Source organism: Paenibacillus shunpengii, from assembly GCF_042684905.1.
Taxonomy (GTDB): domain Bacteria; phylum Bacillota; class Bacilli; order Paenibacillales; family Paenibacillaceae; genus Paenibacillus; species Paenibacillus shunpengii.
Genome location: NZ_JBHUMJ010000002.1, coordinates 632,006 through 644,600, shown reverse-complemented (window position 1 = coordinate 644,600; position 12,595 = coordinate 632,006). Strand labels below are relative to the sequence as shown.

At 38.0% G+C, this 12,595-nt stretch carries 13 protein-coding genes; 1 reads left to right on the top strand and 12 read right to left on the bottom strand.

Annotated elements, in window-relative coordinates; all coding sequences use genetic code 11:
• Positions 1–49: 49 nt before the first annotated feature.
• From ACFSVM_RS02810 to ACFSVM_RS02800, 3 genes are all read right to left on the bottom strand, one after another.
• Positions 50–829 (bottom strand): ABC transporter permease, encoded by a 780-nt coding sequence (locus tag ACFSVM_RS02810; protein ID WP_379260301.1) that lies wholly within the window; start codon positions 827–829, stop codon positions 50–52.
• On the bottom strand, positions 826–1,731 hold the full coding sequence (locus tag ACFSVM_RS02805; protein ID WP_090726092.1) for an ABC transporter ATP-binding protein: 906 nt from the start codon (positions 1,729–1,731) through the stop codon (positions 826–828). The genes ACFSVM_RS02810 and ACFSVM_RS02805 overlap by 4 nt, the downstream gene beginning before the upstream one ends.
• A gap of 73 nt (positions 1,732–1,804) precedes the next feature.
• Positions 1,805–2,185, bottom strand: coding sequence for a hypothetical protein (locus tag ACFSVM_RS02800; protein WP_379260298.1), 381 nt, complete (start codon positions 2,183–2,185; stop codon positions 1,805–1,807).
• 314 nt (positions 2,186–2,499) lie between these two features.
• Here ACFSVM_RS02800 and ACFSVM_RS02795 point away from each other — a divergent pair, with 314 nt between their 5' ends.
• Positions 2,500–2,625, top strand: a complete 126-nt coding sequence (locus ACFSVM_RS02795) for a hypothetical protein (protein ID WP_379260296.1) — start codon at positions 2,500–2,502, stop codon at positions 2,623–2,625.
• A gap of 124 nt (positions 2,626–2,749) precedes the next feature.
• Here the strand turns inward: ACFSVM_RS02795 and ACFSVM_RS02790 are convergent, their stop codons facing one another.
• Genes ACFSVM_RS02790 through ACFSVM_RS02750 form a run of 9 tightly spaced genes read right to left on the bottom strand, consistent with a single transcriptional unit; the run spans position 2,750 to position 12,567 of the window.
• The gene (locus tag ACFSVM_RS02790) at positions 2,750–3,241 is read right to left on the bottom strand and encodes a hypothetical protein (protein WP_379260294.1); all 492 of its coding nucleotides are present in this window, start codon (positions 3,239–3,241) and stop codon (positions 2,750–2,752) included.
• A gap of 59 nt (positions 3,242–3,300) precedes the next feature.
• Positions 3,301–3,828 carry a VanZ family protein gene (locus ACFSVM_RS02785; protein WP_076312023.1) on the bottom strand — a complete coding sequence of 176 codons (528 nt, stop codon included), beginning with the start codon at positions 3,826–3,828 and terminating at the stop codon, positions 3,301–3,303.
• Complete coding sequence (locus ACFSVM_RS02780) at positions 3,825–4,775, bottom strand: LCP family glycopolymer transferase (protein WP_379260292.1); 951 nt, start codon at positions 4,773–4,775, stop codon at positions 3,825–3,827. Before ACFSVM_RS02780 ends, ACFSVM_RS02785 begins: the two co-directional genes overlap by 4 nt.
• A gap of 28 nt (positions 4,776–4,803) precedes the next feature.
• Positions 4,804–6,138: a UDP-glucose dehydrogenase family protein gene (locus ACFSVM_RS02775; RefSeq protein WP_379260290.1), complete on the bottom strand. Its 1,335-nt coding sequence runs from the start codon at positions 6,136–6,138 to the stop codon at positions 4,804–4,806.
• A gap of 16 nt (positions 6,139–6,154) precedes the next feature.
• Complete coding sequence (locus ACFSVM_RS02770) at positions 6,155–7,525, bottom strand: sugar phosphate nucleotidyltransferase (RefSeq protein WP_379260288.1); 1,371 nt, start codon at positions 7,523–7,525, stop codon at positions 6,155–6,157.
• Positions 7,526–7,550: 25 nt separating this feature from the next.
• Positions 7,551–8,732 carry a glycosyltransferase family 4 protein gene (locus ACFSVM_RS02765; protein WP_379260286.1) on the bottom strand — a complete coding sequence of 394 codons (1,182 nt, stop codon included), beginning with the start codon at positions 8,730–8,732 and terminating at the stop codon, positions 7,551–7,553.
• 5 nt (positions 8,733–8,737) lie between these two features.
• The gene (gene murJ / locus ACFSVM_RS02760) at positions 8,738–10,237 is read right to left on the bottom strand and encodes a murein biosynthesis integral membrane protein MurJ (protein ID WP_379260284.1); all 1,500 of its coding nucleotides are present in this window, start codon (positions 10,235–10,237) and stop codon (positions 8,738–8,740) included.
• On the bottom strand, positions 10,221–11,441 hold the full coding sequence (locus ACFSVM_RS02755; RefSeq protein ID WP_379260282.1) for a glycosyltransferase: 1,221 nt from the start codon (positions 11,439–11,441) through the stop codon (positions 10,221–10,223). Before ACFSVM_RS02755 ends, murJ begins: the two co-directional genes overlap by 17 nt.
• Positions 11,431–12,567 carry a glycosyltransferase family 4 protein gene (locus ACFSVM_RS02750; protein ID WP_379260280.1) on the bottom strand — a complete coding sequence of 379 codons (1,137 nt, stop codon included), beginning with the start codon at positions 12,565–12,567 and terminating at the stop codon, positions 11,431–11,433. Before ACFSVM_RS02750 ends, ACFSVM_RS02755 begins: the two co-directional genes overlap by 11 nt.
• Positions 12,568–12,595 lie beyond the last annotated feature (28 nt).

Below are 12,595 nucleotides of genomic sequence, written 5' to 3'. Positions count from 1 at the left end.
CATTATAGCAAATGAAGGGGTCCTAATCGAATGACAAGACTCTTCTATTCTAGGCTGCCACGTCTCTCTTGTGAAAGACATACCAGGCAATACCCATAAAGAGAACATAATAAACAACAAGCACCGTAATGGAGAAGCCCAGACTCATTACACTGTCACTCGAACCGAACATATATTGACTAAGGTCCATATTGGTGAACAGAATGTATTTCGCCCAGGAATACCGTTCCGGATCGAAGATTAAACCAAAAATCCCTTGGGTGAACAAGATAAATAGAGACAACCCGATGGCAAGCGCTCCAGATCTGAATACGGTGGATACCATGAATGCGATCGCCAAGGTGATAAACAAGTCCACATATTCATACAGCCAGCTGACGAGCGCATAGCCTGCAGGTGTGTAATCCCCCGGCATCTCTGACACAACAGGCTCTGTAGACATCAGCACCGAGGAAGTAAGCAGCGATAACCCTGTCATCAGCAAGGTCGTCAGCAGACTGAATAGCAGTACCGACACATATTTGGAAGCCAGAATCTTGCTTCGGGTCCATGGCCGAATCAGCAGCAGCTTAATCGTCCCCCAAGAGAATTCACCTGCCACCGAATCTGCCGCAATGACGACCGCAAAGATCGTATTCAGAAAGCTGATGAACGACACCGTCAGCATGGCGCCTTCCCAATAGTGGGTTGAAGCACCACCCCCTGTGCTGGACAGCAGATAAGGAATCAGAATCGACATCACAATAATAATCCCGAGCATCACCCAAGTCCGTACACGGCGATAGATCTTCATATTCTCATTATGTACCAGCATCAAAAAGTTACTCATGGACGCTTACCTCCCGTCATGGCCAGGAACTGATCTTCGAGGGTGCTTGTTCGCGCCCGTATACCATACACCTTGATGCCATGTTGGACTAGTCTTGCATTCAGCTCGGCGGCGTCATCTCTTGTACAAGATATGCTCAGCACCGGACCCTCAGTACGTCCCTGTCCTGCCAGCTCGAATGCCGACTCGGGATCACTCACCTCAAACGTATATTCTAGGACTTCAAGAGCTCCACTCTCCGGTCTCAGCTGCCGAACATCAATCAGCTTCCCATCCTGAATAACCGCGACCGTATCACACATCAGCTCCATCTCGGACAGCAAATGACTCGATACGAAGACGGTCGTCCCTTCGGTAAGGGTGAGCTTGCGCAAATAATCTCTCAGCTCGCGAATACCCTGCGGGTCTAATCCATTCGTCGGCTCGTCCAGCACGAGCAGCTTCGGACGATGCAGAATGGCTTGTGCGACGCCAAGCCGCTGACGCATGCCGAGAGAGTACGTCTTGACCTTGTCATGGATCCGGTCTCGGAGGCCAACGAGCTCAATCGCTTCCTGGATCCTCTCTTTGGTCACGCCCGGTGACATCCGGGCAAAATGAACCAGGTTCTGGTAGCCTGTCAGGAACTTGTACATCTCCGGATTCTCTACAATCGCGCCAACCTCACGGATGGCATCCTCAAACTGCGTCTTCACACTGTGACCGGCGATGAAGATATCCCCGCTACTAATGGACATCAAACCAACCATCATGCGGATTGTGGTCGTCTTCCCCGCGCCATTGGGCCCTAAAAAACCAAAGACCTGGCCTGGATATATATCCAGAGTCAGGTCTTGCACGAGATGGCGGGAAGAAATGACCTTACTTACACCTTGCATACGAACGACAGGTTCTTGGTGCATGTCATAGTTCACTCCCTCTTGATCATGCTCGAATCGTGATTCGAGCAAGGATTCTCACTCATAAGCTTCGTGCCTAGTGTAACATAATCTGTGAGAACCTGTCCCGCGTATTCGAAGGAATGAAGCAATTTTGTTCCTCTTGCGCTGCTTCGGGAGACGGCGAATGCTCCTCTTCTGCAGTGGGAGCGGCTTCCTGCTGCACTTCCACAGCCTCTTCACCGTTCTGGCAGCAGTTACAGTAGCCTAAGGGCATTTCATTTCTGTAGAATCCGGTCCGGAAGACCTGATTAGGTATGATATGGGGAAGGTCTTTCATCCTGGATATGGACTGTTCATATGATAGACTACCTGAGACTTTGGCCTCTTCTATTCCTCTCGACTCCATTGGATATTCCGTGTCTACCGACAATATCCTCCCACAGGCGACACAATAAAATCGACTTGTCACGATCACTTCAGCCGTCCTCCATTCATAAAGACACATAGTTTCATTTCCTGTGAAACCAACTTCAGGGGCAATCGTCCAACCAACCGCATAAATCGATTCTTTTCGATACAAATTGTATCTTGAACATAATAGAGTCCCATATTTTTGTCAAGAATTTTCGAGGGTTACTAGATATTTAACCAGGAAAAGAGCAAGAAAACGCTTATCTAAGAGATATTTTCACTTGTTTTCATGAAAAACATGCCATAAGCATTCACAGAGCAGGACTTCCAATGATACAATTTGTATTGAAGTACATTTTTCTCTAGGGGGAACGTGTGTTGAAGAAAACGATTCGTAAACTAAGGAGAAGCGCAGCAAGAACGATCTCCGTGGTTCCGGTCGCTGTTATCGTTGGGGCTCCGGTCTTGACCTACTTTATTGTACGTATGGTTCTGCAGAAATAGGACAAATTGTAAAAATATTTGTCTTATGACCTATGTACGAGCACACGACAAAAAGCACCTCATTGCTAAGAGAGAATAGGCTCTTGGCAATAAGGTGCTTTTTCCCATTAAATACGAATCTAAGCTAGAACTCTTGTGCCTTATCAAACGACCACAGGACGCGCCATTCTCCGGACTCCTGAGAAGCATATACGGGCTGTACAATCTTAAAGTTACCAAAGGAAGAGTGGTAGATCTGGGTCACGGTGAATTCATAGACTTCGGCCAGCGCTTCTTTTCCTTCTATGAGCTGAACATCAAACAGCCTCTTCGGTTCAGATACTTCATATTTAAAGGTATTCGTACCAAAATGCTGCATGAACACATGGGCCCTGGTCTGGACATAGTCCGGCTTCTTATATCGTTCCTGCAGCAGAGAATGAAACAGCTCCCATGAGCTCCCGAAATCGCCCTCTTGCTCATATGTATAGAATTGTTCAATGGCTTTACTTGCATCTTCTTCTTCATTAGACTTCATAACCCCTTGAATACTGAAGAAGAGCAGAGCTAACAGACCCACGATGAGTAAGGTAGCCACGATCTTAAGCAGACCATTTGCTCGTCGTTTACGCAACATCAAATAAGCCTCCTCCTCTCTTGTCCCTTGTAACTCAAGGTATGAGAGAGGAAGAGGCTTTAGACCTTCCTTTTGTGCTGCACATACTGAACCAATACATATAGAAGAATAGCTATACAACCCCCGGTCAAGTCCAGCAATACATCATCGAAGGAGGGCGTCCTGCCTGCGGAGAATCGCTGCAGAAACTCATCTGCACATGCAATAAGTAAAGTAATGACCAACGGCACCCAATAGACTTTAAGGGTATGGCCCCATCGCTTTTTCAGGATCATATGAGCGGCCAGCGTTAAGATACCATACACGAACATGTGAGCACATTTGCGGAATACGAACTCCGTGAAGCCGTATGGATTATTGCGGAGCGAATTGGTATGACCTCCATAGCTGATTCGGATATCAGGCAGCTCGAAATCAATATCCAGCTTCTGAACCGTTTGGATGAGAAGAGGGCGAATGGTCTGCTGCTGATATGTCCTTGTGGACATGAACAGAATGAACAGAACCCAGAATAGCAGGAAGAGAGCTAGAAGGATGCGTTTTCTATGCTTCCCTTTCTGCTGCTGTCTTCTCTCAGCTCTGCTCAAGAGGGTTCAACCTCATTCATATGCTCGTTCATCGCATCCGTTACCCTCTGTCTCTCTTGCTCATCGACAATATAGTAATAGATTCCGTTAATTCGCTGTCCATGTCCGTTAATCTCCATAGTGTCGATCTTCTTCAGACTACTTGCATATTCCAGCACAAATTTCTTCATTTCATCAAATGTAATATCGGTCTTCACATTTCCCCCGACTTCATCCAGGATGTTCTGAATCTGCATTACGCTGGATACTTGAAGCGCATTCTTCATCAGCTCCTGTACAATCTCCTGCTGTCTTGTATTTCGGCCAAGGTCTCCACGTGGGTCATCATATCGCATACGAGAGTAGAGCAGCGCTTCTTCACCTGATAGTTGGATATCACCTTGTTTAAACGTTGACCCATCAATCTCAAATTCAAATGGGTTATTTACATTTACCCCACCTAACAGGTCAATTATCGTAACAAATCCTTCCATATTTAATTTGACATAGTAATCAATAGGAATTTCTAAGAATTGCTCAACTGTCTGAATAGACATGTTTATCCCACCAAAGGCGTACGCGTGATTAATCTTGTCTACCGAACCTCTGCCAACAATCTCCGTTCTCGTATCCCTTGGAATATTAAACATCTGAATGGATTGCTTCTGCGGATTCACCGTCAGTACAATGATCGTATCTGAGCGGCCCACATCATTGGCTCTCTCATCCACACCTAGCAGCAGAACGGAGAAGGGTTCTACTTCCTTAATCTTCTCTACCTTAGGCTGTACAGCCGGGGCAGATTCCTGTCCCCCACCGATATCCGTAACGGGTACTACCGCTTCACGCGGTTCATAGATTGTATTCGCTGTAGTCTCAAGGGAAGCATACATATACCACACAAAACCAAGACCAACTGTTACTATAGCAGCAACACTAACAAGACTGATTTTTAGCCAACGTTTCATTTGCGCTGCTCCTTTTTCTCTACCGCGTTTAGGATATTTCTTGTGTAGTAAGAGTATCTGCTAAAATTGAATTTGGACGTCCAATAGAATGATAATTAAATAAATTATCTTTCATTTTCGTTGGATCTAATAGATTTCTCCCATCAATTATCACTCGCTGATTCATAATAGCACCTAAATATTCTAGATTAACCTCTGAAAATTCGTTCCATTCCGTGAGTAGGCAGATAGCATCACTTTTTTCTGCTGCCTCAATTGCACTGTTACACCAGATTATAGATGTATTATTTACTTCATTCATAAAGTTTTGGGTTGCAACTGGATCATAAGCTTGAATTTCTGCTCCTTGATTTATTAATTCTTGAATAATTTCTATTGCAGGAGCATCTCTAATATCATCAGTGTTGGGTTTAAAAGCTAGTCCCCAAATGGCGATCTTCTTTTGGAAAAGTGATCCCAGTTCTGCTTGTAATTTTCTTATAACAATATATTTTTGTTCTTTATTGACTTCAACAACAGACTTTAATAATTTAAAGTTATAGTCAACGTTATCAGCAATTTGTATCAAGGCATTTGTATCTTTAGGAAAACATGAACCCCCATAACCTATTCCAGCTTGAAGAAATGAACTTCCTATCCGATGATCGTATCCCATTCCCTCAGCTACCCTAGTTACATCAGCACCTACTCGTTCACAAATGTTTGCAATTTCATTGATAAATGAAATTTTAGTTGCTAAAAATGCATTGGATGCATACTTTATCATTTCCGCTGATCGAAGATCAGTAGTAATAATATTTGAAGTTAAGGGTAAGTGTAATTCTCTCAGTATTTGAAGTGTTTCAGAGTCGTTAGAACCTATAACAATGCGATTAGGGTTCAAAGTGTCATAGATTGCTGAACCTTCTCTAAGAAACTCAGGGATTGAAGCAACGGTAAACGAATGTATACTATTGGAACTAATCAGGCCTGACACAAGTTCGTTTGTTCCAACCGGAACTGTACTTTTCGTCGCAATGATTTTAGATCCATTCATCGCTTGGGCTATATCAATAGCTGCTTGCTTAATAAATCTAAGATCAGCTTCACCATTCGGTTGAGCAGGTGTTCCGACAGCTAATAACACCAGATCTGAATTTTGAACAGCACTATTTATGTCAAAAGTAAAAGACAGCCTTCCGGCTGCCTTATTTTTTATAATGAGTTCATCAAGTCCTGGTTCATAAATGGGAACTTCACCACGCTCTAACATCTCTACTTTTATAGGATTATTATCCACACAGATAACTTCATTACCTATTTCCGAGAAACAAACCCCTGAAACTAATCCTACATATCCAGTTCCAATAACTGCAATTTTCATTTTTATACAGTCCTCCCTAAACTACACAAAGTTTAATTATTTCTGACCATTCAGAATTTATTCTAATGATATCTTCTTCAACTAAATTTGATCCCAACTGAATTTCAATTATTTCTAAATCTGTAAGAGCCTTAACGCTGTGCTTTGTTTTTGGAGGTATTTTGATCAAATCTCCTTTTTTTAAGATTTGATACTGATTATCTAAGACCAACTCTCCTTCTCCAGATACAACTGTCCACATTTCTTCACGGTATACATGATATTGGTAACTTAAATTATTTCCTTTTGTAATACATATTCTTTTTGTCAAAATATGATCATTTTCGCTATTTTGAGAATAGTCAATTACCTGGTAATATCCCCACCTTCGTTCTTCAAACATAGGTCTGGATGTGTCCTGCTTTAGTACCTCTTTTATCCGAGGACTTGCTGACTTGTCACTAACTAAAATTCCGTCTGGACTCACCGCTACTACAATATTAGAAAGTCCAAGTACATTTACTGGTAAATTCAACTCATTAATTAAATGAGAATTGTATGAGTCCTCTGAAATGTGACCTCTTCCAATAATAGAGCTTGACATTTCATCTGTTAATGTATTCCAAGTCCCAAGATCTCTCCAATAACCATCAAATGGCTTGACGACTATATTATTAGTCTTCTCTACAACTTCATAGTCGAAGCTATTTGAAGGTATCGTATCATACTGTCTTAACATATTTTCATATTGTATTGGTAATCCATATTCAATGAGGAGATTAATTAAGTAATCGAGTTTAAATGCAAAAACCCCACAATTCCAAAGCGCACCTTGATCGATCATAGTTTGTGCTTTGGTTTTGTGAGGTTTCTCAACAAACGAGTGGACACTCAAATATTTATTATCTCTTTCATTATAGTTGGGTATAATATAACCATATTTCTCAGAAGGATATGTTGGCTTTACACCTATTAAGGCTATATCAGCTCCAGATTGAAACAATACATCATCCAATTCCTTTATACATTCAAAAAAATTATCATCTACATATGGATCAACAGGTAATATTGCAATTGTCTCATTTAAATTCACTCCACACATGCTATATAAATAAGTAGCAGCCAGTGCTATGGCAGGAAATGTATCCCTTCTCTCAGGTTCGACCACCAGCTTAATATTATCTTCCAATTGATTGTTTAAGATTTCAACTTGGCTCTGACTTGTTGCAATAAACGAATCATCTGATAAATTTGAAATTTTCAGTTGTTGCCATACTCTCTGCACCATGGATATTTTATTTGTATGGAATTTATCATCTAAAATTCTTAGAAATTGTTTTGATCTAGCATCATTAGAAAGTGGCCAAAGCCTTTTACCAGAACCGCCTGATAACAATATCAACTTCAAACTTTCCTCACCTCTTTACTTGTATCTATATAAATAATTCCAGTTTATTCTCCGTAGGTTTTTCTTTTTTATCTGTTTTTATTGACTTATCCAGAATACTTTGTTCTATTAATTGACTAAATTCTTCACAAAAGCGCTCGTTTGAAAACTTTAACGCATGATTTCTACAATTAATAGCTAAGATCTTATTTTGAATTAATTCAAACTTTTCTACAGCAGCTATTAAAGAATCAACTGTTTGTTCATAAAAAAACAAACCTGTAAGCTCATCTTCCGTATGAATATCTCCCTTAACAGTTTCTAGAGCTCCCCCCTTACCATAAGCAATAACTGGAGTACCACAAGCTTGTGCTTCTAAGGGAGTAATCCCAAAATCTTCTTCGGCAGCAAATATAAAAGCTTTTGCATTTTGCATGAACTTTTTCAGATTTTCAGATGATTGATATCCTAATAAGCGCACGTTGGTTGACTGTATAGCCTTTATCTTCTCCATATCAGGACCATCACCAATCACGTATAGAGTTTTATTTGGAAACTTTGAGAATGCTTCAACAATAAGATCAACTTTTTTATATGGGACCAATCTTGAAGCAGTGAGATAGTAATCTTGTTTATCATCTTGGTACTCAAATAAAGAAACATCTACAGGAGGGTATACAGTTATAGCCTCTCTGTTGTAAATCTTCTTGATTCTTTTTTTAATGAAATTTGAATTAGATAGCATGATATCTACTCCAGCGGATGTTCTAAAGTCCCATAAACGAATATAATGTAATATTGTTCTAGTTATATAAGATTTTATCCCTTTATTAAGTCTAGATTCTTTTAAATATTGATGCTGTAAATCCCAGGCATATCTTATTGGAGTATGGATATAAGAAATATGAATTTGATCAGGTCCAGTTATAACACCTTTAGCCACTGCATGTGAAGAAGAGATTACCAGGTCATATTCTGAAAGATCAAATTGCTCAATGGCTAGAGGCATTAAAGGAAGATAATTTCTATATTTTTTTTTTGAAAATGGCATTTTTTGAATAAATGAAGTAGTGATCTTAATACCTTTTAAAAAAGTTCGATCATCTCCTTTCAAAAAATCTACCAGAGTAAAAAGATCAGCTTGAGGATATATTTTCAAAATTTGCTCTACTACTTTTTCTGCCCCAGTATAAGTTGTAAGCCAATCATGCACTATGGCTACTTTCAATTTTTTCACTCTCCAATTGATGTTACTTTATTAGTTTTTTTGAGTTTGCTAGTAATTGCAGGCATTATAGCATTTCTCAAGCTTTTTATAGACAAGAAATATAAAACCCAAAATATAATAAACAGCATCGATGAGATAATTAGAGAAATCAAAATATCTCCTGAGATTAATAATTCAATTGGCACATAAATTAATGCTCCTGCCCCGACTAAAATTATGTTTTTTAAAACCATCCTGAGTATTTCCAATTTATATGAAGCTAAGATCAAATAAATAATACCGTACAGAGATGAACTTAATCCCAGGGTTAGGGGTCCTAAAAACTTATATAGACATACATTAGCTGTAATATTAACTATTACAGACATCGCCATGATTTTAACTACCACTTTGTTTTGCATTTGTGCATTTAATACTTTTTGAAGTATATATGCTGTTATCGTTGCCCACAATCCAATAGAAATACCGATAAATATACTCTTAGTTAATTGGATTGACTCATCGTTAAACGCACCTCTAGCATAAAACAGCGATATAATTTCTTCGCTATTGCATATTAAGAACAGTGATAAAGGAATTGTTATCATCAAGAGAACTGGTATCATTTTATGTAACATGCTTTCCACACGATATTTTGTTGCATTACTCAATTCGGAAAGCCATATAGTTCCAATAGGTACAGCAATTAGAAGTAAGCCGGTCTCAGAAATAAATTTTGCATAATCTAAAGAAGCAACTACTCCAATCCCTAACAATGACGCAACTACTTTTTCAGTAATTATATTACCTTGGAGAATGAACGGAATTAATAATAAAGGTCTTAGTAATTTCCAGAAGTCACTTGCAATATTTTTGACTTCTTCTAGATCAAAGTAGGGTAATACAATTAGTTTCTTTCTGTACAGGTTGAACACTCCATGAAAAAACAAATAAATATAAGCTCCAGAAAATCCCCAAGCCAGATAGCTTAAACTATTGAAATAGTATGCGGATAAAGCTCCGATTATAAGGCCTAGACTTTGAATAGATGCCCTAATAGAACTCATCAAATAAATTTTATTACTAATTTCATAATAGGAAATTACGGAAGTCATTAAATAGAACGGAATTCCAATACTCATTATTTCAACAAATAGAACCGTTATCTGAATAGCCGGTTCCGAGAATCCTGGCGCAAGAAGTGTAACCCATATTCTTGCTCCATAATATAATATTAAGGAAAGTATAATAGCTATAGTAGTTATCAAAATAAACATAAACCAAGCAAAATTATTAGCTCTCTGAATGTTCTCAATCTTATATTTTGAATATAGTGGTACAAATACTGCATTCAAACTCTCAGCTGTAAAAAAATTCACAGGAATTAAGGTAGCACTTTGTGAAATTCTCAGTGCTGCTGCAGGAGCAGAAGTTCCATAAAATGCAGCAATGATCATCTCCCTAATTGCACCTAATATCTTGCCAACAAGGTTACCACTGAATAGAATGCTAAATGCTTTTAGCATCGTAAACCCCTAAATTTCCATTATTCTTTTCTTCACTAATATGAATTTTCTCTAACATGTTATCAATTCTTGATTCCCAATCGTGTAACTTGGCCTCTGAAATTCTGTCGTTAATTAATTTATTAAAGTCGCTCCGATTCTTCTCGTCCAAAGCAAAGGATATCATTCTTGAAAATTCATCACTGTTGTCTGCTATATAGCACAGATCATAGTATTCTTTCAGCGCATGAAGTGGAGTCATAACAACGGGTTTCCCTGCGGCCAAGTATTCAAAGAATTTCATAGGAAACATGTTTTTAGTGTATTCATTAAGATTATTTGGTAATAAACAAACATTAAAATACTGCAAATATCTAGGTAAATCATTATATGCTCTAGGACCGATCAAGTAAATATTATTTAACTGTTCTAACAGCGAAACATTTGTTCTCGGATCACCTTCACCAATTTGACCAATAAAAACGAAATTTTTATCTTTATTCGCTTTTGCAACCTCGTAAATAAGCTGGTAGTCTAATTTGTATCCGCTAATTGCTCCAATAAATCCTATAATTGGTCCATTCATATTTATGAATTCCTCTGGAACTTGATATTCTTGAATTCTTGCTTTTGAAAAATGATCAAAATCAGCTACATTTGCACTATAATATGTTATTGGGTTTATCTCTTTTCTTGATTTATACAAACTTTGTGAAGTTGCAAACACTGTATCAACAGACATAGTTAATTTCTTGTCTTCTTCTTTTATCACTTCTTCAGGCATTCCTGGTTGTACAGATACCTCGTCTACACAATGATAGACAGAAAATACTTCTCCTTTTTTTAGAAGGGGCTTGCTTATAGGATTGTATGTCCATAAGATATATTTTTGAAAATTTAATTTTTTTGTATAATATTTAATGAAGAAAGTCGAAATTAGAAAGTTAATATTACGGACTACCTTATTTTTTTGATATGGAATTACTATAGGTGACCAAACCCATAAGTTTTCTTGTTTTTGCTCCAATCCTCTAAACATACCTTTTAATCTTCTGAAGATTCGGCCCAGATCCTTGCTACTTCCGGTTGGAGCCCTTAGCCCCATTGAATTTAGATAAAGAACTTTGTATCCTCTGTCAGCTAGCCGTCTTGCAATGTGTTGTTTGTTTGTCCAAAATGGATTATCCCAATCAGCAGTCGATATAATGACAAATTCAATTTGCATGGACCTTCTCCTTACTGAAAGAATTAAATGTGTCGATATATTTTTTAACCCATACTTCTTTTGAATAATGACTCAAAATTATTTTATTGCCTTGTTCTTTTAGAACATCTATTTTAGAATTTCCTATTACATCTAGTATTATTTTAGATGATAATTCAACATTCTTAGGTGATATTGTAAAGGTTGGTGCATCTATATTTAATTTGAGTTTCTCGGATACAAAACATACTAAAGACGCAGACAATGCTTCCAGCAAACTTAGCGGTAATCCTTCCTCACGAAGGGTAGTAAACAATAAATAATCACTTGCTGAGTAGTATTGTGCAAGTTGATGTCTATCGACTTTACCTATAAAGTAAATTTGTTCATCTAATTTTTTCTCTTTAACATAGTCAAGCATTTTCCCTTTTTCAGGGCCATCACCAACAATTATGAATCTTACGGTTGAATCTTGTTTAAATACATTTTCAAAAATTTCAATAGATTCTAATATACCTTTTTCTGCATGAATTCGTGAACTTGAGATAAAAACTTTCGCATTCTGAGAAATATTTAATGTATTCCTTATCTCATCTCTCCATACAGGATTAAATTTAAATAATTCTGTGTCGACAGCATTATCAATGTTCAATTTTTTTACATCACGAAAAAATCGTTGGGAAGAAATGTCATTAAACACCTTACTTCCTATGGTTATAATCAAGTCAAATCTTCTTAAAAGAAATATGTCCTGGATAAGTCCATATACATTTTTCAATGATTTCAGCTTTGATTTCCAATCTAGTCTGATTTTAGTTTTTATCTCTCCCAAAGAGGTGCCGTGTGCCTGAAAAATAATTGGTGGATTGTCTTTTTGCTTTGCTATAGCATACCCTGCTGCTGACACACTAAATAAAATATCAATAGGTTCATTCGCTTTGAGTTTTCTGTAGAACTTTTTACTCATTGACCACCAGGAACGGCTATATTTCATTGGTTTAGTATCTTTCAGACTGTAAATTATACAATTATTTGAATTAATTGTAATATTTCTGTCTTGATCCTTTTTGAATGAAGTTGTAACAATTGACACCTTAATCCCTTCTTGTACTAATGCATTCGCCAAATCATTTGTAACTATTTCCATACCACCATAGTTTTCATGAAATATTGTT